This is a genomic window from Sphingomonas sp. AP28 (assembly GCF_056680455.1).
On record NZ_CM155283.1, the window covers coordinates 2,198,553 to 2,219,049 of the forward strand.

General features: G+C 60.7%; 14 protein-coding genes and 1 tRNA gene. 6 read left to right on the forward strand and 9 right to left on the reverse strand.

Annotated features, from left to right (window positions below):
* Positions 1 to 47: 47 nt before the first annotated feature.
* Together AC1MH0_RS10045 and AC1MH0_RS10050 are read left to right on the forward strand one after the other, a co-directional pair.
* Complete coding sequence (locus AC1MH0_RS10045; RefSeq protein ID WP_480962670.1) at positions 48 to 1,781, forward strand: hypothetical protein; 1,734 nt, start codon at positions 48 to 50, stop codon at positions 1,779 to 1,781.
* Entirely contained in the window at positions 1,778 to 2,611 is an 834-nt protein-coding gene (locus AC1MH0_RS10050; RefSeq protein ID WP_480962671.1) for a hypothetical protein, read from the forward strand. Before AC1MH0_RS10045 ends, AC1MH0_RS10050 begins: the two co-directional genes overlap by 4 nt.
* Positions 2,612 to 2,840: 229 nt before the next feature.
* Here the strand turns inward: AC1MH0_RS10050 and AC1MH0_RS10055 are convergent, their stop codons facing one another.
* Positions 2,841 to 3,239: a hypothetical protein gene (locus tag AC1MH0_RS10055; RefSeq protein WP_480962672.1), complete on the reverse strand. Its 399-nt coding sequence runs from the start codon at positions 3,237 to 3,239 to the stop codon at positions 2,841 to 2,843.
* A 53-nt stretch (positions 3,240 to 3,292) separates the two neighbouring features.
* Entirely contained in the window at positions 3,293 to 4,771 is a 1,479-nt protein-coding gene (locus AC1MH0_RS10060; protein ID WP_480962673.1) for a P-loop ATPase, Sll1717 family, read from the reverse strand.
* Positions 4,772 to 5,341: 570 nt separating this feature from the next.
* On the opposite strand from AC1MH0_RS10060, the gene AC1MH0_RS10065 reads away from it, so the two are divergent.
* Entirely contained in the window at positions 5,342 to 5,752 is a 411-nt protein-coding gene (locus AC1MH0_RS10065) for a hypothetical protein (protein ID WP_480962674.1), read from the forward strand.
* A 288-nt stretch (positions 5,753 to 6,040) separates the two neighbouring features.
* Positions 6,041 to 6,211: a hypothetical protein gene (locus AC1MH0_RS10070; protein WP_480962675.1), complete on the forward strand. Its 171-nt coding sequence runs from the start codon at positions 6,041 to 6,043 to the stop codon at positions 6,209 to 6,211.
* Positions 6,212 to 6,652: 441 nt separating this feature from the next.
* On the opposite strand, the gene AC1MH0_RS10075 is transcribed toward AC1MH0_RS10070, so the two are convergent.
* Together AC1MH0_RS10075 and AC1MH0_RS10080 are read right to left on the reverse strand one after the other, a co-directional pair.
* On the reverse strand, positions 6,653 to 7,390 hold the full coding sequence (locus AC1MH0_RS10075) for an N-acetylmuramoyl-L-alanine amidase family protein (protein WP_480962676.1): 738 nt from the start codon (positions 7,388 to 7,390) through the stop codon (positions 6,653 to 6,655).
* A 196-nt stretch (positions 7,391 to 7,586) separates the two neighbouring features.
* Positions 7,587 to 7,662: transfer RNA gene (locus tag AC1MH0_RS10080), tRNA-Thr, on the reverse strand.
* Positions 7,663 to 7,795: 133 nt separating this feature from the next.
* Here AC1MH0_RS10080 and AC1MH0_RS10085 point away from each other — a divergent pair.
* Positions 7,796 to 8,947 (forward strand): PAS domain-containing protein, encoded by a 1,152-nt coding sequence (locus AC1MH0_RS10085; protein WP_480962677.1) that lies wholly within the window; start codon positions 7,796 to 7,798, stop codon positions 8,945 to 8,947.
* Between the two features lie 76 nt (positions 8,948 to 9,023).
* Positions 9,024 to 13,640 carry an NAD-glutamate dehydrogenase gene (locus tag AC1MH0_RS10090; RefSeq protein WP_480962678.1) on the forward strand — a complete coding sequence of 1,539 codons (4,617 nt, stop codon included), beginning with the start codon at positions 9,024 to 9,026 and terminating at the stop codon, positions 13,638 to 13,640.
* 162 nt (positions 13,641 to 13,802) lie between these two features.
* On the opposite strand, the gene AC1MH0_RS10095 is transcribed toward AC1MH0_RS10090, so the two are convergent.
* The 5 genes from AC1MH0_RS10095 to cobT all read right to left on the reverse strand — a co-directional run bounded on the left by AC1MH0_RS10095 (position 13,803) and on the right by cobT (position 20,494).
* Entirely contained in the window at positions 13,803 to 14,918 is a 1,116-nt protein-coding gene (locus tag AC1MH0_RS10095) for a PepSY-associated TM helix domain-containing protein (RefSeq protein ID WP_480962679.1), read from the reverse strand.
* Positions 14,919 to 15,105: 187 nt separating this feature from the next.
* A complete protein-coding gene (locus AC1MH0_RS10100) occupies positions 15,106 to 15,789 on the reverse strand; it encodes a Fe2+-dependent dioxygenase (protein ID WP_056488167.1) in 684 nt (227 codons plus the stop codon).
* Positions 15,790 to 15,847: 58 nt separating this feature from the next.
* A complete protein-coding gene (locus tag AC1MH0_RS10105) occupies positions 15,848 to 18,334 on the reverse strand; it encodes a TonB-dependent receptor (RefSeq protein ID WP_480962680.1) in 2,487 nt (828 codons plus the stop codon).
* Positions 18,335 to 18,405: 71 nt separating this feature from the next.
* The gene (locus AC1MH0_RS10110; RefSeq protein ID WP_480962681.1) at positions 18,406 to 18,663 is read right to left on the reverse strand and encodes a ribbon-helix-helix domain-containing protein; all 258 of its coding nucleotides are present in this window, start codon (positions 18,661 to 18,663) and stop codon (positions 18,406 to 18,408) included.
* Between the two features lie 7 nt (positions 18,664 to 18,670).
* Positions 18,671 to 20,494, reverse strand: coding sequence for a cobaltochelatase subunit CobT (cobT, locus tag AC1MH0_RS10115; protein WP_480962682.1), 1,824 nt, complete (start codon positions 20,492 to 20,494; stop codon positions 18,671 to 18,673).
* Positions 20,495 to 20,497 lie beyond the last annotated feature (3 nt).

The window sequence follows — 20,497 nt, forward strand, 5'->3', positions numbered from 1 at the left end:
TCGGGACCCCGGATTGCGTATGCGCAGCCAAGCGATATGATGTGATAATGAGCGAAGATCTTTTTGCACCAGCTGCACCTCCCGTGGATGCACCTGTCGAAGCCGACGAATTGACGATTTACGTCGAACAGGCTGAATACCTGCCGCAAGAAAGCTTTGAAGCTTTTACCATTGACCATCCACGCGAACTTGAGATTGTCAGAAAGCTTATATCCGGCGGAGCAAAGCTGTTGGTTGGCCCGCGCGGGTGCGGTAAAACCACGTTAATGCTTAAAGCATTTTATCAAATGCATAAAGAGGAACCGCAAAAAACTTTACCTGTTTATGTCAACTTCAAGCTTTCACTGAAACTTGAACCACTTTACCAAACTACGCCTAATGCGACGTTTTGGTTTAGAACATGGCTCATTCTAAAGATTTATACTGCACTTCATGAGTCTCTTGGAAGGTTTGGACATGATCCGGAGCAGTGCTCTCTTCCCGGTCTTGACGAACTGACACGAGCAACTCTCACGATTGAATCGGGAGATCCTTCTTCTTTCAACCAATCAATCGAATATCAAATCGATGAACTAGCCGAGATCGTTGAAAACGTACTTGACGCCTATGGCTTCGGTCGCTGCGTCCTTCTTTTGGATGATGCCGCTCATGCCTTTTCAACCAAGCAGCAGGAAGATTTCTTTGACTTCTTCCGCCGGATTAAGGGCCAGCGCATAGCCCCTAAAGCTGCAATCTACCCGGGCATAACTAATTTGTCTCCCAGCTTTCATGTAGGCCATGACGCGGAGCAAGTTGACGTTTGGATACGGCCCGATTCAGATGAATACGTTGGTTTTATGCGTGGTATTGCGCAGCGACGTCTGAATCCTATCCTTTTTGACGCCTTGTCATTTGATCCGGATACAATTCCATTTCTAGCTTATTGCGCGTTTGGCATTCCTCGATCTTTTCTAAACATGATGCGAACCTTAGAAAGTGACTCTGCACTAAAGACGAGCCAAGCCGACCGCCGAAAGGTGCTAGATGCCGCAAAGCAAAGTCGCGCTGATGCGCACGCAGTATTTGACTCACTGATATACAAGCTCCCCGTGTACAAAAACTTCATTTCCAAGGGAGACGATATATACACTGCCTTAATCGCATCACTAAAGTTGTTTAATCGGGATAAGCCAATAAATGCTCAAGGAGTTGAAGTTGCCCTCAAGCGCCCGCTTTCACCAGAACTTGCAAAGGTAATTGGGTTTTATCAGTACGCAGGACTGGCGATGCACAGTGGCGAGAACAGTCGAGGGATCAAAGGGGTATTTGATATTTACTTCTTACATTTTGCTGATCTTGTTACTAAAAATGCGATAGTTGGATCCCGTGCCAAAAGCTTAAGCCAATTTGTTCAAGTTTTCAAATCCGGCAAGCACCAAATTTGGCCCAGAATATCCTCCGAAAAATTGGTTGAGGTAAATTCCGACAACGCGTCTTTTGCCCTCGCGCTCCCACCATGTCAGGTTTGCGGCTCAGAGCGACCTAACGAAGACGCGAAGTTCTGCATAAACTGTGGTAGCCAGTTGAAGACGGCCTCGCTCTACCACACCTTAGTTTCACAAGATTTGTCAGTTTTACCGATAACGAAAAACCGTGCTGGAAAAATAAAGAAGCACTCTCAGCTTAAGACAATCAAAGACGTCTTGTTAGATAATACCCGGCAGAGCCTCAGAAGCGTTCCCCAAATTGGGCCTAAATGGGCAGAGAGGATCGCCCGCTATGCCGAAGAGTACGTCGCATGATCGACGTAAGAGTTTTTGCGCAATCTGCACCAGGATCTGCTGCTTTATCAGAGTCCACGACCTATGTATGCGTTTCGGATTACCAAAATCCGGTTTGCTCCTTTAACAACAGCAAGATTCAAATTGTGAAAGCGGCAAATAGCTCAGCCGTTGATAACTTTCCCATAGTAGGCCGCCTACTGATCGTTGGAGCTGTGTCAGCGTTTGAAGGTTACTGCCGGGGCATATTATCCGGCTGCCTTACGATGTGCCCAATTTCACAAGCCAGAGCATCAGATAAAAACATAAATCTTGGTGGCGCTATTTGGCATGGCGCAAAAGGCGACTTTAATCGGAGCGCATTTGATAACAAATCACTGGCCGATGTTAAAGAACTGAAAAGTACATTCAAAGAATACCTAAACTTTGAATTAGACATTGCGACATTTAAAGACCTTTTATCGTCTTTCGAGATAATCATGCAGTTTCGTCATGCGATAGTTCATGCTGATGGCGTTTTACCTGGTAAGAACGCTGTCAAACTTGAACTAAACCGTTCTCACCAAGCCCTAGTTATCAAGGCGAATGAGAAGGAAATTCAGGAGTGCCTCTTAGTTATCGCCAACCTAGTAGCCACGATCAATCGAGAGTTATTCAAGCAGATGTGCCGGCGGTGGGCCGTGGAATGGCGAAAACGTGCCGACTGGGTACCATCGGAGGAAAATCGATTGCTTGACTCAATTTACGAACTTTTTGTAGATAAGTCATATAATGCCAAACTAGGTAGTCGCAAAAAGTGGGGGAAAGCTTCGTTACGTCAAGCTTTAATAGCAGAGTATGAGATCGAGTAAATTTTTGTCTTGTGAATGCTGATCTATAAGGTCGCCTTAGCCTTCAGTACACTGATGCACCACAAATCACTAATGGCGATACAACAACCAATGATGGATGATAAAACGTATCATTGGGACCGCTCTAAAGGTGCCTCAAACAGCGCGTTGCGTCAGCTGAGCTTCGGTAAGTGCGGGGGAAACGATCTGGTAGCGGAGGGGGATAATGTCGTAGTTCCTGCCGGTCTACTTACTCGAAGCGACGAGCAAGTGCTGCAATAGCTCGGACCCGCCGCTGCAGCCGTTTCACGTCGCTGCTCACGGTGTAGGTCACGAAAGCGTTGCAGCGTCGCCGACGCACTTCCGAGTTCGACCTCCAGCAGATCCGCCTTCGCGTCAACGCCCTTGCCTGAAAATCGAACGGCCCGACGTCGCTCGGGTGATAGGTGAACCGGTAGCTGTTCGGGCCGCCGGCTTTCATGACGAACGTCGCCAACCCCTTGCTGTCTGCTTCTCGCTCGATGCTCACCTCCCCGATCACTGGCCCATTCTCCAACCCGGTCTCGTTCTTGCCATCGCTCAGGTAATAAGATCCCGCAGCGTTTGGCCACGTGATCTCAAGGCTTTCAGCGGGCAAACCGTCCGGCAACTGTGCAACTTTCGAACGTAACTTCCCCTCTATAGGCAGCAAGCTGCGACCGACTAAGCGGACTTCTTTCGGACTGAAGTAGATTTAGGCTTGATATCTCGCGTTTCTCGTAATTTCGCAAATTCTTTCAAACCTGGATGGACTTGTAAGCGGCTGGCGGCATTGTCCCATCCAGCGTCGGGATTAGTGTACTGGAATACCCAAGCACTTCCTCCAGTGCCGATACCCCGCCGGTAACCGATCACAGAGTACTGATAGAGCGTTTCCAAAACCTCATCCACTGAGATCTTACCGGACTCTTTTTTCTTACTCCAAGCACCTTCAAAAACACTACGGGTGAACGTAAGATTTGATATGTCGGAAATAGCTTGTATGGACTCAATCCATTTAGGCCAATGAGTCTTAATTTCGTCGTCTAATTCACCTTTAAAGTATTTTGAATATGCGTCTCGTGCCGCAATGATATCCGAGTTTTCAATGATGTCTGCATCAGGCAATCCTTTGATGGCCAGTTCAGCGATAATATTTAGAAACTGAATGATATCCCTTGGGCGCAGCAAGGTTCGCGATATTATATGGTTCCATTTCGTTTGAGAGCCCCGCATCAGCTCGCCATCCTCAATATCGTCCCAACCCTTGCCAGTACCGATCTTGCTTTCGATTCGCCGAGATATAAGCTCTTTCAATGAGCCCGAGTCCCACTCCAAGGTTACCGTCGAAGAGTTAGTAATTTTATTCTTATCAGAAAATGACATCACTTCCCAAAGATCAGTTCGCAAGTACACGATTGGGTTCACACGATTACATGTATGAGAATTAGCAAAGAAGCTGCGAGAGGCTAACACTAACCCAATCAAAATTTGTTCTCTGCTATTATCAAACGTTGACAGGCCCTTGTCTAGTTCGTCAAAATGCAAACTAATCCTTTTTATGCCTTGCTGACTCATCATCACCAGCGCATTTTGGACCAGTGCGTCAGTAAGCGCGTCTAATTCAGGAGATACACCCCCCTGAGCATTTTCAAAATCGACCTGCCCTAGGGAAACCCCAAGAACCGACGGCTTGAATGATGATTTCGAGAGCTTAAGAGATTTTGGCTTCAATACATCTTCTAGTTTAATCCGAGAACCGCCGTAGTTCTCTGTCAAAAAATGATCCGCTGCCTTTTGACTATCTTTAATTATTTTATAGTTGGAGTGGGCAAGGCATGCTTGATTTGCCTGAACAGCTATGAAGTACTTCCATGAACTAACGTAGCTTTCAACGTCAGAAACACCTAGATTCTTACGTGTCTGATGCATCTTCCATGGATAATTATCCAGGTTGACCGGAATGTTGATTTCAGTAGCGGATGATCGACCAAAAAACTTGACGAGCGCGGTTTTTCCAGAGCCCTTCCGACCCAAAACAAGGTGCTTTTTACCTGTCAATATCTCGTCAATCGCTGGTGTCTTTAGAAAATAAGACAGCACGTCGGAGTCTTGCTCGGCAGCCACATCGCCGAAGTATCTAATATCTGCAAGGTAACCCAAAACACTCTCCCGTAACTCGGACCGACAGTTTTTCCCGAAGTGTCAGCAGTCTTAGGTACATGTCAACACCGCACGGTGCCGTATCGTTTAGCCAGCGATGGAAGACGCGGTTTGGGTGCGCTAATGACAAGGTAAGCAAGCCAAAATCGCACAAGGGTGGGGAAAGCTCAGCAGCACACCCAGCTCAGTACCGTATGGTCATTGGTTTATCTGTGGCTGCGGTCTGCCACGTTCGTCGCACTTAAAGAGGGTTTCAAAGGGGCCGGTCGGACGGTCTGCGACCAATGGTGCTGCCCTGTCCCCTGCCCAAAGCGCCCCAAGCAGGACCCAAACAGCTACCCACTGGAAGGACAGTTCGGCCTCAGCCGACGCTGTTCCCTTGTGGAAGTGCCTTAAAGAAGGTGGTGCCGCTTAAATTTGCCCATGCGATAGTGCTCTCGATCCGCACCGGTTTGTCTGGTAGAAACCGGCAACGGCGATCATCGGGACCGACATCGCTTCTTGGGAATCGGTCAGAACAGTGTCGCGGTTCAGTATGGCGTTCCTCTTCTTTCGATTTGGAGCCTTCTCATGAAAACTCGTCTCGTCGTCGCCGCATTGGTTGCCGTCTCACCGCCAATTTTTGCTTTTGCAATTCATTCTGCTGCTGCTCAACAAGCGGCACCTCCGATGACCGCTGGAGCAACCTTGGCAGAGAAGCACGTTCGAACTTTATTGAAGAGCGCCGCACCGGGCGCCAAGATGGACTACAGCATACTCACGAACGAAGTCGGAAAGGCCGTGCGAGACCATCCCGAGGGCGGCGATATGATCATCAAGCTGGGCACCCCGCAGACCGTCACCTATCTCGGCGATCCTCCCGGCGGCTATCTGTTCCGCATCACCTTCGCCACCGCCAAGATCGATTTCTTTCTGGCCCTGAATGCGGCGGGGAAGATCAGCGCGATGTACTATCATCCAGCTGTCGAGATGCCTTCCTAGCCCGATGGGTTTGGCTACGTGCCGTACTTGCGGGTATATTCCGAAGCCGTGACGGCCTAGCCTAAGCCATCGCCGCGACTCGCCAACGGCATGGCGGTGACTGAGAGACGCTGCAGCGCTCCCGCTTTATGGGAGCCATGCTGTGGACAAACCGGATCGCCTCGATGACCTTGTTCGGAATGAACAGAAAGCGCGAGAACAGGCAGCGACCTGCAACGACATTTCGGCTCGCATCGCACACCTAGGTCGTGCCGCTTTATATGCAGAGATGATCAAGGCCATGAAGCTGTGATCAAGGGCGAAACCACCGCACAGCACCTAGAACGGCTGATTGCCATAATCAGTGAAGCTTTGGCCGTCGCCGACGATGGCAATCAGCAACTGGTGGGCGCGCATCTTCACAGCTTGCTTAGAACTGCTACCGCCTTGCGTGTCGTCCCTGAGACAAACAGTGGCTGAGGTTGAAGCCCGTTGACTGTCGGGTGCCGCCGCTCTCGGTAGTTAGGTGCCAGTCGACGGCTGGGCGGGCAGGTCGACCTCTGGACATCGCCCATACAAGTCGTACATCTCGGCTTGAGCTTCGAGCAGTTCGGCACAATAAATAGCCCATCGACGATAGTCGTCCGACTTGGCTCGCGATGCCCTTGATCTAAATTCGTCCGCTTGCTCGTGATACCGCTGTTCCGACATCGCCTTCGCTCCGAAAGATGTCGAATAATACCGATCCAAAACGAATTGACTATAAACTGATTTGGCCGCTGAATCATTTTTTCGCGAAAGATTTTTACAATTGAGCGTTTATTCGATGAGTTTGCACGTGATATCACAAACGCTCAAAGCGATAGGCGCCAGACAGGTAGATCCGACGTATGCTTGAAGAACGGGTCGACAGCCGTCTGATCAACGTCCAATCGGAACAATAGATGCGGCGATCTCACTCGCTATTGTCGCCTGCTGGTTCGGATTGAAGAGCTTTTCTGCGTCAAGCCGGTTGGTGACATAACCGGTCTCAACTAAAAGGGAGGGGACCCCAGGCGCTTTGAGCAAAGCGAAGTTGGCGGTCTTTATAGCCCTCGGTTTTCCATCTGCCCCGCCAAGCGCCGACCGAATCCGTACGGCCAGTTCGATAGCAAAATTCATCGACCCCCGCTGACGCAGGTTGGCCAGAATATAAGCGGTGTCATCGTCGTGATGGGCGGACTGGGCCGAACGCATCAAACGGCTGACAACAACAGCCTCGCCTGCATCGTTCAAGACATAGACCGAAGGACCACGCGCAGAACTTGGACCGCTGTCGGCGTGAATGGAGATGACGAGGTTTGGTGAGCAGGACCCGATGATCTGCCGCCGCTGTACCAGTGTGAGGTTGCGATCCGTGGCCCTCGTCATTACGACCGCCAAACCCTTTCGACGGCTAAGCTGTTTCGACAGGGCGGTTGCGATCGCGAGGGTCACCTGCTTTTCGTATCTACGTGGTATGACCGCAGGCGCTCCAACGTCCCTACCCCCATGGCCGGCATCTATTACCACCACGAAGTCCGAGGACTTGCGCGGAACGACGCACTGACCAACTGATAAAGCAAGAGCAGCTAAAACCACCATTCGCGACGAATAGCCAACCAGGATACCGAAGGCCATCACGTCGCTGGCGCCGACTTAGATGCGGCAGTGCTACACGCCGACGTTCGTTGTACCGACGCTTGGAGTACAGGAAAATTAGGCGGAGTTGGTTACCTACCCAAAGCGCCCCAAGCAGGACCCAAACAGCTACCCACTGGAAGGACAGTTCGACCTCAACCGACGCTGTTCCCTTGTGGAATTGCCTTAAAGAAGGTGGTGCCGCTTACAGGACTCGAACCTGTGACCCCCGCATTACGAATGCGATGCTCTACCAGCTGAGCTAAAGCGGCCCGACGACGGATGTATCCGGTCGAGGGGGCGGCAACTACCAGCGGTTTTGCGGGCTGACAAGCGGTTTGCGAGTTTACTTGGTGTTTACCAAGCACGGTGCACAAGTGGAGCGACGATACGGGGATTTCGGGCATGACGACGGCGCGCAGCGTAGAGGATGGACGCGCAGTGGGCGCGGAGGGCGTGGCGCTAGCGCGGGATGCGTCACGGGCGACCGCCGCCCCCGGCGCGCGCGATTCGACCGATGCTGGCGTCAACGACGTGATGTTCGATCTTGGGGGTGACGAGCGGCGTATGCACGTGCGTGCGTACAACCATTGGGTGTCGCTGCTGAAGGATCGGCCCTACCCATCGATCGCCGATCTCGAACCCGAGACGATCACCGATTTCGGCCCGCACGGCGTGCTGCTCGATTTCAGCCACGGCATGGGTGACCCGAAGATTGCGTACCTCGGTCGGGCGCTGCGCGAGGAATGCGGGCTGGAGGGGCCGATCGCGACGATCGCGGACGTGCCGAGCCGCTCGCTGCTGTCGCGGCTGACCGATCATTATCTCCAGATCATCGCCAATCGCGCACCGATCGGCTTCGAGGCGGAATTCGTCAGCAGCCGGGGGCGGACGACGCTGTACCGCGGGATCCTCATGCCGTTCGCGTCGGGCGGGGTGACGATCGACTTCATCTATGGCGTGATCAACTGGAAGGAACTCGCCGACGCGGATCTTCAGGCGACGCTGTCCGCGGAGTTGAATGCTGCCGTTCACGCGACCCCGTACGGCACGGGCGCGAACGCGCAAGTCTGGGCGGATGGGCCGAGCGGTGGCTTCGATGTCATGCCTGCCGAGCGGGAGCCCGCGGCCTTGCGGGAGCTCGTTCTGGATGATCCGTTGCCTGCCGACTATGTCCTCGTCGGCCCGCTGGGCGAGCAACTGGCGATGGCACGCGAGAACGCCGCGCAGGTTCGCGCGGCTGAAGCGCGTAGTCGTGCGGCGCTGCACCGGACGCTGGGTCGGGCGCACGACCTTGCGGTATCGGCCGAACAGGACGCCGATGATTTTGAAGCGATCCTGTTCGCTGCGTGCTTGCCAGACAGGACGGACGCGATGACGCAGGTCGTCGCGCTGGTCTTCGGCGCGAATTTCGAAGCGACCCGGTTGGAGACGTTCGCGGCGGTGCTGCGCCATGCCCGGCGGCATCAGGTGCCGGCGGGCGGACTTGCGAGCTTTGTCGGCGGTTTCGATGGCGATCTTGCCGCGATCGAAACCGCCGAACGATCCGCATCTTAGGTGCGTCGCAGCATAATCCTTCGCACCTGCCACAAGGGTTGAGATAGCCGAATAGCGGGCGCATAGGCCCTGACCTATGGCGAACCAATCGTTGAACACGCTCACCGAGACCCTTGCGGGCCGGTTGACCGAACGGGCCCTTCCGGGCGAACTCAGGGACTTCGGTGCGAGCGAGGTCGCGCAGGCCGCGGCGTTCGTGACCGCGACCGCCGCGCACCGCGACGACGGCGCGCCGGCGATCGCGATCGAGCCGATCAGCGGCGACGACACGCGGCGGCGGATGCGGCTCGCGATCGTCAACGACGACATGCCGTTCCTGGTCGATTCGATCGCCGCGGCGATCGGCGCGCAGGACATCGCGGTCGATCGGATCATCCATCCCGTGGTCCGCACGACGCGGGCACCGGACGGTACGCTGCATGCGATCGACGCGGACGGACAGGGCGCGGGTCGTCCCGAATCGATGATTTACCTGGAGATGGAGCGCGCCGATGCGCGCGACCGTCGCGGGCTGATTGAGGACCTTACTGCGGTGCTGGCCGACGTCCGCGCGGCGGTGACCGACTGGCGCGCGATGCAGGCGGCGCTCGACGACGATATTGCGATGCTGCCCGAGGGCGAAGGAGCTGCGCTGTTGCAGTGGTTCCTGAACGGGCATCTGACGCTGCTCGGGCATCAGATCTGGCATCGTGACGGGAGCGGCCGTGCCGCGCTCGGCATCGCGCGCAACGAACACCGCGTGCCGATCCTCGCCGAAGCCTCGCGCGCGCTCGCGATCCAGTGGTTCGAGGCAGGCAACGATGCGCCGCTGTTGCTCAAGTCGAATCTGATCTCGACCGTGCATCGCGCCGTGCCGCTCGACCTCGTCGTCGTGCCGGTGATGGAAGGCGCGACGGTTGCCGGGCTGTCGATCTATAGCGGGCTGTGGACCAGTGCTGCGCTGGCCGCGATGCCGCGTGACGTGCCGGTGTTGCGCACGCGACTTGCCGCGATGAAGGCGAAGTTCGGGTTCGATCCGCGCGGTCATGCCGGCAAGGCGTTGACGCATGCTTTCACCGCGCTCCCGCACGACTTGGTCATAGCGTTCGCGCCCGATGCGCTGGAGGATCTGGCGCTGACCGCAATGAGCATTGCGGATCGGCCGCGGCCGGCGCTGGTGCTTGTCGAGTCCGCGCTCGGGCGGCACCTGTTCGGGTTCGTCTGGTTGCCGCGCGACGACGTCACCACCAGCCGCCGCGTCGCGATCGGCGACATGCTGGCGGAGGCGGCGAACGCGACCGTGCTCAACTGGTCGATCGCGTTGGAGGACGGCGAGGTCGCAATGATCCGCTACACACTCGATCTGCGCGGCGATGGCCGGATGCCCGACGTCGCGCCGCTCGCGCTGCGGTTGCAGCGGATGGTGCGCGGCTGGGTGTCGGACGTCGAGGCCGCCCTGGTCGAGACGTTGCCGCCCCCGCGTGCCGCCCGGCTTGCGCTGAAGTGGGCGGCCGCGTTTCCGCAGAATTACCGCAACCTCAGCACGCCTGCGGAGGCTGCCGAGGATATCCAGCGGATCGCCGCGCTGGCCGATACGGACGCGCGTGGCGTGCGCCTCGTCCCGGGTGAGGCCGGTGCCGATCCTCAGCTGAAGATCTACAAGCTGGGTGGCGCCCTACCCCTGTCGGACGCCGTACCAGTGCTGGAGAATTTCGGCTTCCGGGTAATCGGCGAACTGCCGACGCGGTTGCGCGACGACAGCGTGCCGTTCGTCCATGACTTCGTGCTGGAGGCGAACGACGCGGCGCAGCAGAGCGATGCGCCCGTGCTCGAAGGCGCGATCGCGGCGGTGCTGGAAGGCGCGGCCGAGAACGATGCGTTCAATCGGCTGATCGTCGAACTCGGGATGCGTCCTGAGGCGATCGTGCTGTTTCGTGCGTGGTTCCGATATCTGCGGCAGGCGGGGCTTCCTTACGGGCTAACCACCGTCGTCGATGCGTTGCGGCGTGCGCCGAAGGTCGCCGCGGCATTGATCGCGCGGTTCACGGCGGTCCATCATCCGGAGCACCCGGGTAACGCGATCGAGGCGGACCAGGCGATCGAGGCGGGGCTGGACGCGGTCACCGCGATCGACGACGACCGGATCCTGCGCGCCTATCGCAACCTGATCGCGGCGACGCTGCGCACCAATGCGTTCACACCTGCCGCGTCGGAAGCGCTCGCGTTCAAGCTCGACAGCCATCTGATCCCCGGCCTCCCCGCCCCCGTGCCGTGGCGCGAAGTCTGGGTCTATTCGCCGCGCGTCGAAGGCATCCACCTCCGCGCTGGCCCGGTCGCGCGTGGCGGCCTGCGCTGGTCCGACCGTCGCGACGATTTCCGCACCGAGATCCTCGGGCTGATGAAGGCGCAGCGCGTCAAGAACGCGGTGATCGTGCCGACCGGCGCGAAGGGCGGCTTCTATCCGAAGCAACTCCCTGCCCCGTCGAACCGCGACGCGTGGCTCGCCGAGGGCACCGAGAGCTACCGGATCTTCATCCGCACCTTGCTGTCGATCACCGACAACATCGTCGAGGGCAAGGTCGTGCATCCGGACGGCGTGACGATCCTCGACGGCGAGGACCCGTATTTCGTCGTCGCCGCCGACAAGGGCACCGCGACGTTCAGCGACGTTGCGAACGCACTCGCGCTCGAACGCGGCTACTGGCTGGGCGACGCGTTCGCCTCCGGTGGCTCGGTCGGCTACGATCACAAGGCGATGGCGATCACCGCCAAGGGCGCGTGGCTGAGCGTCCAGCGGCACTTCGCCGAACGCGGCCTCGACGTGCAGAGCGAGAGTATCACCGTCGTCGGCTGCGGCGACATGTCGGGCGACGTGTTCGGCAACGGCATGCTGCTGTCGAAGACGCTGAAGGTCATCGCGGCGTTCGATCACCGCCACATCTTTCTCGATCCCGACCCCGAACCGACGACCAGCTGGGACGAGCGCAACCGGATGTTCGCGCTCCCCCGGTCGAGCTGGGCGGATTACGACACCGCGCTCATCTCGAAGGGCGGCGGCGTGTTCGCGCGCACCGCCAAGGTCGTGAAGCTGTCGCCTGAGGTGCAGGCTGCGCTCGGTGTGACGGCGAGCGAGATGGAGCCGGGCGCGCTGATCTCGGCGATCCTCAAGGCACCGGCCGACCTGCTCTGGTTCGGCGGCATCGGCACCTACGTGAAGGCCGCATCGGAGGCGAACGTCGCGGTCGGCGATCCGGCCAACGACCGCCTGCGCGTCAATGCCGAGGATCTGCGCGTGATCGCGATCGGCGAAGGCGCCAATCTCGGCGTCACGCAGGCGGCGCGCATCGCGTTCTCGGCGCGGGGCGGACGGATCAACACCGACTTCATCGACAATTCGGCGGGCGTCGACTGCTCGGATAACGAGGTCAACATCAAGATCGCGCTCAACCGCGAGATGATCGAGGGGCGGCTCGACTATGAGGACCGCAACACGCTGCTCGCGAGCATGACCGACGACGTCGCGCATCTGGTGCTGGAGGACAACCGCCTCCAGACGCTGGCGCTGTCGATCGCCGAGGCGGATGGTGCGGTCGCGATGCCGAGCTATGTGCGCGTGATCGAAATCTTCGAGGGCGCCGGGCGGCTCGATCGTGCGGTCGAGGGGCTCGCGTCGAACGACATCCTGCTCCGCCGAGGACAGGACGGTCTAGGCCTTACCCGTCCCGAACTCGCGGTGCTGCTCGCGACCGCCAAGCTCGGGTTGCAGGATGCGATCGAGCATGGCGACATCGCCAAGGACGACGCACTCAAGCCCGACCTCCATGCCGCGTTCCCCGCAGCGATGCGCGAGCGGTTCGGGACGGCGATCAACGAGCATCGGCTGCGGCCCGAGATCGTCGCGACCAAGCTCGCCAACCGGATCGTCAACCGATTGGGCATTCTCTACCCGTTCGAGCTGGCCGAAGAGGAAGGCGCGGCGATGGGCGATATCGCGGCGATGTTCGTCGTCGCCGAGCGCCTGTTCGACCTGCCGGCGCTGTGGGCGGAGATCGAGACGGCGGTGATGCCCGAGGCGGCGCGGATCGCGCTGTTCGACGAGGTGGCGGTCGCGACCCGCTCGCAGATCGCCGACCTGTTGCGCGTGTCCGCACCGGGCGCCGTGCCGGGCGAGGTTCTCGCACGGCTGGCGAAGGGGATCACGCAGCTCGACAGCCAGACCGCGGCGTTACTGCTCGAGGAAGCGAGTGCGCAGAGCAGCCGCATCGCGGGGCAGCTCGAAGCGGTCGGTGCGCCGGGCGATCTGGTACGGAAAGTCGTCCGTCTGTTCGAGATGGACGGCGCGGTCGGGCTGGCGGATCTCGGCGAGCGGCTGGCGCTCGACGAGGCGGTGGTGACGCGGGCGTTCACGCATCTCGGGCAGGCGCTAGGACTCGACTGGGCGCAGGCGAATGCGGCGCGGATCAGCCCGACCGATCCGTGGGAGCGGTTGCTGGTCGCCGGGCTGGCACGCGATTTCCAGCAATTGCGGTTGGAATTTCTCGCGCGCCGCGGTGCGCAGGATCCGCAGGGTGCGGTCGAGAAGTGGCTGCTCGCGAACGCCACGCGGGTGGCGCAGTTCAAGGCGGTGATCGACCGTGCGCGCCATGCGGCGGTGCCGAACGCGGCGATGCTGGCGCAGATCGCCGGGCAGGCGCGGGTGCTGCTGGGTCGGTGACTGCAAATTCCCCCTCCCCTCCGGGGAGAGGGTGGGGCCGGCGTGCTCTTGCGCGTGGAATGGTGAGGGGAATAGGGCTCGGGACGCGAGTCCCAACAGCCCCTCACCCTCCCGTCGCCAAGAGGCTCCTCCTTCCCTCTCCCCGAAGGGGCGAGGGACAAGTTAGGCCCGCCGCGCTGCCAACTCAGCCTTCCACTTCCGCGCGCGCCACCACATGATCACCCCGGTCACCGCCAGTACCGCCGGCAATATCCCTCCCAGGAAGATGATCACCTGCCACAGCGCACCCATGTCGGTGCCATCGTGGATCCGCCGCATCCACCGCGCCATGCCGCCCTGAGTCCGCGCGGGGGCCGCAGTCGCGCCGCCGGTGTCGTCCGCAACCTTGACCCCGATCGGCGCGGCGCCGCCCGGGCCCCTGCCCTGGAACGTCACCGTCCAGTCCGGGCTGAGGTCGGTCGGCCAGGTGACACTCCGCAACGGCGCATTGTCGACGATACCGCGCGCCTTGCCGATCGCCATCGCGAGTGGCTGCGCGGGCGACGCCAGCGGTTTCGCGCGCATCATCGCGCCGCGATCGGGACCGCCTCTCGGCCGCGACGCTTCGCCCGTGAGCTTTCCCAAAAACTGCGGGAACGAGATCCAGGCACCGGTCAACGATAGCACGAACAGCGGCAATGCGATCCAGAAGCCGAACAGGTGGTGCAGGTTGGTCTCGACGTCGCGGTGTCGTCGAAACCGCAGCCCGCGCGTCCATTTGCCCACCGTCGGCCACCACAGCCACAACCCGGTAAAGCACGACACCATCATCGCCACGCCGATCCAGCCGACGATCGAGCGCCCGACGCCGGGCAGTTGCAGGCTCCCATGCAGCACGTGCAGGAACCGCACGAGCCCGGCGTTCGACGGCGACACCTCCAGCACGCGCGCGGTCGGCGGATCGAGATACACCATCGTCCGCTGGGGAGGCCCTGGCCGAGTCGGCGCGCTGGCTGAACTGGCCGCCACGACCACCGGGCCGCCGTCGTCGGGCATCGTCAAAGTCGCGATCCGCTCGCCATGCTTCAACGCGGCGCGCACCGAGGCGACATAGCCGTCCGGCTCAACCACGGTCCTCCCCGAGACCGCATAGCGCGCCGGATCGACGATCCGGTCGAGCGCGTCGTGCCACACCAACGCCGCGCCGCTGAGCGAGAGCGGGATAATCAGGATCGCCAGCACTAGGCCGATCCACTTGTGGACCTGGAACCACGCGCGCCGCATTGCCAGTTTGTTCATTGCATTCCCCCGTGTCCGGAGCGTGGCATGGCGAACCGGTTCAAGTCCACACGAGAGACGGAGTGCAAAATGCTCTCCTCCCTGAAAGGGAGGGGTTGGGGTGGGTTGGCCTGCTTTGGTCGCGGCGTCTGGAGATGCGAAAACCGACCCACCCCCTGCCCTTCCCTTCCAGGGAGGGAAGCAGAAGTCAGGCGTCGGCCCACCGGCGTAGCAGGTTATGATACACACCCGTCAGCCGCACGGTCGCCGGATCGCCCTGGCCTTGTGCGGCCGCGACCGCCTGCACGCCCTGGTCGAGATCGAACAGGATCCGCCGAGCGCCGTCGTCACGCACCATCGACTGGAGCCAGAAGAACGACGCGGTACGCACCCCGCGGGTGACCGGCGTCACCCGGTGCAGGCTGGAGGCGGGATACAGCACCATGTGCCCGGCGGGCAGCTTGACCGACTGCGGGCCGAACTGATCCTCGATCACCAGTTCGCCGCCGTCATACGTGGCGGGGTCGTCGAGGAAGAGCGTTGCGGACAGGTCGCTGCGGATGCGGAAATCGGTGCCGCGCTTCATTCGGATCGCGTTGTCAACGTGCAGCCCGAAATCCTGTCCGCCGGCGTAGCGGTTGAACAGCGGCGGGAACACTTTCAGCGGGAGCGCCGCCGCCACGAACAGCGCGGACCGGCCGAGCGCATCGAGGACCATCCCGCCAGCCTCGCGCGCGGCGGCTGAGTCCTCCGGTAGTTGCTCGTTCCGCTTGGCGAGCGCGCTCTGTGGACCCGACGTCGCGTTGCCGTCGATCCACTCGGCTTGGTCGATCAATGCGCGGACACGGGCAACGCCGGCCGCATCGAGGACGTCGGGGATCGCGATCAGCATGGCATCACCCTAGAATGCGGCGGCGATACCGGCAAACGCCCTGTACCGCCGCCGGGCATCACAGGCTGTAGAACAGCGTCAGCCGCACCGAGCGCGCCTCGCCCGGCGTCGCCCAGCCATTGTTGCGAATGCCGGTGTAGTATTTCTCGTTGGTGAAGTTCTGCACGTTGAGCTGCGCGGTCAGGCCGTTGCCCACGGTGTACGACAGGAACGCGCGATGCGTCAGGTAGTCCGCCGAGTGGAAGACCGGCGTCACCACGGTCGTCGGCGCGAGCGGGGTGGCCAGCGCGCTGTTGTTGAGCGCGAACGCCCCCTGATAGGTCAGGCCGTAGCCGAGCTGGAGACCGAACGGCAGCGTGTAGGTGGTGAACAGGCTGCCCGAATGCTTCGGCGTGTTGGTGAGCTGCTGCCCCGCCTGCGTATCGAGGATCGCGGCTGAGTTGCCGCACGGGTTGGTCGTCGTCGTGGTCGTGCCGACGGTCGTACGGACCGGACCCGGATTGGCAAGACAGAAGTTCGAGACGCTCTGGAGGACCTTAGCCTTCAGATACGTGTAGTTGGCGAAGATCGAGAAGGCGTGCGAGATGCTGCCGCTAGCGCCCAGCGCGATGCCGTCGACGCGCGAGCGGCCGTCGTTGACGCCGAGCGTCGTGACGATCGGGTCGTTCGTGGCGACGCGGTAGTTGGTGCGCTCGTTACGGAACACCGCTGCGGTCAGTTGCAGCTTACGCGCGAACAGGTCCGCCTTCGCGCCGAGCTCGTAGTTCACGGCCTTTTCCGGCTTCACATCGCACGGATCCAGCTGGCCCGCGGGCGCATTTATTAGCGTACCGCAGCCGAGCCGGACGGTCGCCGACGTCGGCGTGGTCGCGTTGCCATACGATGCGTACAGGCTGACGGTCTCGATCGGCTTGAAGTTGATGCCGGCTCGGTACGAGAACAGGGTCTCGTCACTCGTCTGGTTCAGTCCGCGCGTATAGGCGCCGAGCGTCGCGTCGGGCACGACCGAGAAGGTATCGGCGCGGAAACGGCCCTTGGCATGTTCGTAGCGCAGGCCGAAATTGACCTCGATCTGCGGGATCACCTTGATCGTGTCGAACGCGTAGACCGCCGCATTGCTCGTCGTGCCCTGCGACCGGCCGGCCTGAATGAAGTTGAACGGGCCGGTGTAGTTGGTGTTCGGGTTGGCGAGGTTGATCGGTGGCTGGGCGACCGTCGCACCGGTCGCGGTACGCAGCGTGTTGCCCGTGACGATCGTGTAATCCTCTTGCGAGACCGACGCGCCGAGGACCAGCGTATGCTCGAGCCCCGCGGTATCGAAGACCGAGCGGAGATCGGTCTGGTTATAGAGGATCTGGTTCTCCTGGTTTCGGACGAAACCGCGTGGGCCGCTGGGATAATAGGTGCCGGGTATGTTCTGACCCGGAGCGGTTGCCGTCGGAGCAATACAAACCGCCGGCATCGTCGCGACGTTGGTCAGCGGCTGCGGCTGGAATCCGGTCGACAGGCAGAACACACCCTGCGGCGCGCTGGTCAGCGAATCCTGTTGGACGCGCTGCCACCGGCTCAGGTTGCGGATCGAGACCTTGTCGGAGAAGCTGTGGCTGACCGTGGCGGTCGCCTGGTCGACGGTGATGTCCTGCTTGTCGAGGTTCCGGATGCCGTAATAGGCGGAGTTGTCGGCACCCGGCAGCGGCCCGTTGTTCACCGCATTGCGGAAGTACGGCACGCCGTAGACGGGGACGTTCTCGTCCTCCTGATGCAGATATTGCAGCGTCAGGCTGGTCGGGCCCTCGACGCCGACGATCAGCGAGGGGGCGACGGCCCAACGCTTGTTGTACTCGACGTCGCGGCCAGGAATGTCGTTCTTGTGCGCGACCGCATTGAGGCGGACCGCGACGAGGTCACTGACGCGGACGTTCGAGTCGAGCGTGGTGCGATAATAATCGTCGGTGCCGACGCCGCCCGACACGACCGTCAGCGTCTCCGCCTGCGGGCGCTTGGTGACGAGGTTGATCGTGCCACCGACCGATCCGCCGCCACCGAACACGCTGTTCGCGCCGTTATAGACCTCGACCTGTTGCAGGTTGAACGTCTCGCTGCGGCTATACTGCGCGCTGTCGCGGACGCCGTCGATCGTGATGTCGTTGTTGGCGGAATAGCCGCGCAGGTTGATGCTGTCGCCGTAGCCGCCGCCGCCTTCCCCCGCACCGAAGGTGATGCCGGGGATCGTCTGCAACACGTCGCGCAGGGTGAGCAGGTTCTGCTTGCGGATGGTCTGGTCGCCGATGATCGTGACCGTCTGCGTCGTGTCGAGCAGGCTGCGCGTCGCCTTCGGGCTCTCCAGCGTGGTCGCGGGAACGGTCTTGCCGTTGACGACGATTTCGTCGCGGTTGAGCTGTTTCTCCTGGTCGTCGGCCGCGTGGACCTTTGCCGATTCAGCTGGGCGATCGGCGGCGTAGGCTGGTGCGCTGGCAATGAACCCTACGCACGAAAGCGCAAGAAATGCAGGCGCGGCGGACGAACGCGACGTGAGACCAGACATGCGAAACCCCTTATTGTTGCGGGTTCGCTATTGAGAGTCGTTCTCACTGTCAACGCTATTGCGACTAATTCTCATGCAGCGGTTGAGAACAGCCATGATCTCAAGGCGCTAGCGAGGTTCGGGGGAGCGTCCGCTTGTATGCGGATAGCGTCGATTTCGGCGACGAGTGCCGACAAGGGCAAGGCGAGGCGCATCGCGGCGGCTTCCAGCGCCTGCCAGAAAATGGGTTCGAGGCTGATCGAGGTCTGGTGGCCGGCGATCGTGATCGAGCGCTTGACGGGTCCGTGGAAGCCTCCCGCGGGCGCCGCAATCAGGCCACCCGCGGTCATGCGTAGATCACTCGGTATCGAACAGCGATGCGAGCTGTTCGATGATCGTCCCACCCAGCTGTTCGACGTCCATGATCGTGACGGCGCGCGCGTAATAGCGGGTGACGTCGTGGCCGATGCCGATCGCGACCAGCTCGACCGGCGACTTGCTCTCGATCCAGCCGATCACCTGGCGCAGATGACGTTCCAGATACGAGCCGGAGTTCACCGACAGCGTCGAATCGTCGACCGGGGCGCCGTCGCTGATCACCATCAGGATACGGCGCTCCTCGGGCCGCGCGACCAGCCGCGCATGCGCCCACATCAGCGCCTCGCCGTCGATATTCTCCTTCAGCAACCCCTCGCGCATCATCAGGCCTAGCGAGTTGCGCGCGCGGCGCCACGGCTCGTCGGCGCGTTTGTAGACGATGTGGCGGATGTCGTTGAGCCGGCCCGGCTGCGGCGGACGACCTGCGGCGAGCCAGGTCTCGCGGCTCTGCCCACCCTTCCACGCGCGCGTCGTAAAGCCGAGGATCTCGGTCTTCACGCCGCACCGCTCCAGCGTGCGGGCGAGAATATCCGCGCTGATCGCCGCGATCGAGATCGGGCGCCCGCGCATCGATCCTGAATTGTCGATCAGCAACGTCACGACGGTGTCGCGGAAATCGGTCTCGCGCTCGGCCTTGTAGCTCAGCGACAGCGTCGGGTTGACGATCACGCGTGCTAGCCGCGCCGCGTCGAGGATTCCCTCCTCCTGGTCGAAATCCCACGACCGCGACTGCTGCGCCATCAACCGTCGCTGAAGCCGGTTCGCGAGTTTCGACACGGTCGATTGCAGGTGGACGAGTTGCTGGTCGAGATAGCCGCGCAGACGTGCGAGTTCGTCGGCGTCGCACAGCTCGGTGGCGGCGATCACCTCGTCGAACTGCGTCGTCCACGGCTTGTAGTCGAACGCGCCGCCCATGTCCGCGAAGGGACGGTTCGGGCGGACCGGCTGCATGCCTTCCTCGCCGTCGTCACCGGGCTCGCCGTCGATGTCGTCCATCGACTCGTCGCTCTGCTCCTGGCCGTCGCTTTCCTCGTTCTGCTGCTCGGACTGTTCACCGCGCGCCTCGACTTCGCCCTGGCCATCCTCGCCCTGGTCGTCGCCTTCGTCGCCCTCGTCCTGCTGCTGCTCGTCGGTGCCCTCGTCCTCGGAGCCGCCTTCGTCGCTCTCCTCGGGGACCTGATCGCCCTCGACCAGTTCGAGTTCCTGCAGCATTTTTCGCGCAAGACCCTGGAACGCCTTCTGGTCGTCGAGCGCATAGGCCAGCGCGTCGAGATCGGTCTTGCTCTCGATCCACTCGCGGACCAGCGCGAGACCGGGTGCGGCGATCGCGGGGGATTCCTGCCCGGTCAGCCGCTCGCGCACCATCAGGCCGAGCGCCGTCGACAGCGGCACCTCGTCGCGATTGCGCGCGCGTGTGATGGGGTCTGCACGCAAACGAACGTCGAGTGCGCGTTCAAGATTTTCAGTGATGCCGGCATAGCCGCGCGCCCCGAGCGCCTCCACGCGTGCAGTCTCAACAGAGTCGAACACCGCGCGCGCAACCGCCTCGACGGGCGCTGCACGATTATGCACCGCGATGTCGTGATGCTTCAACCGCAGCGCGAAGCCGTCGGCGAACCCACGCGCCTCGGCGACCTGCTCCAGCGGCAGGGCACGCGCGGGCATAGGCACCTTGATGTGCTTGCCGCTCTGGGTCGGCGCATCGGCGGTGAAGGCGAGTTCGACCTCCGGCTCCTCCGAGATCGCACGCGCGGTGCCGGCAAGAACCGCCTTGAAGCGATCGAGAGGGGTTTCGTTGGCCAAAGG

Coding starts and splice junctions, on each gene's coding strand:
- AC1MH0_RS10045 (WP_480962670.1), top strand. CDS start 48: ATGAGCGAAGATCTTTTTGCACCAGCTGCACCTCCCGTGGATGCACCT.
- AC1MH0_RS10050 (WP_480962671.1), top strand. CDS start 1,778: ATGATCGACGTAAGAGTTTTTGCGCAATCTGCACCAGGATCTGCTGCT.
- AC1MH0_RS10065 (WP_480962674.1), top strand. CDS start 5,342: ATGAAAACTCGTCTCGTCGTCGCCGCATTGGTTGCCGTCTCACCGCCA.
- AC1MH0_RS10075 (WP_480962676.1), bottom strand. CDS start 7,390: ATGGCCTTCGGTATCCTGGTTGGCTATTCGTCGCGAATGGTGGTTTTA.
- AC1MH0_RS10085 (WP_480962677.1), top strand. CDS start 7,796: ATGACGACGGCGCGCAGCGTAGAGGATGGACGCGCAGTGGGCGCGGAG.
- AC1MH0_RS10090 (WP_480962678.1), top strand. CDS start 9,024: ATGGCGAACCAATCGTTGAACACGCTCACCGAGACCCTTGCGGGCCGG.
- AC1MH0_RS10095 (WP_480962679.1), bottom strand. CDS start 14,918: ATGAACAAACTGGCAATGCGGCGCGCGTGGTTCCAGGTCCACAAGTGG.
- AC1MH0_RS10100 (WP_056488167.1), bottom strand. CDS start 15,789: ATGCTGATCGCGATCCCCGACGTCCTCGATGCGGCCGGCGTTGCCCGT.
- AC1MH0_RS10105 (WP_480962680.1), bottom strand. CDS start 18,334: ATGTCTGGTCTCACGTCGCGTTCGTCCGCCGCGCCTGCATTTCTTGCG.
- AC1MH0_RS10110 (WP_480962681.1), bottom strand. CDS start 18,663: ATGACCGCGGGTGGCCTGATTGCGGCGCCCGCGGGAGGCTTCCACGGA.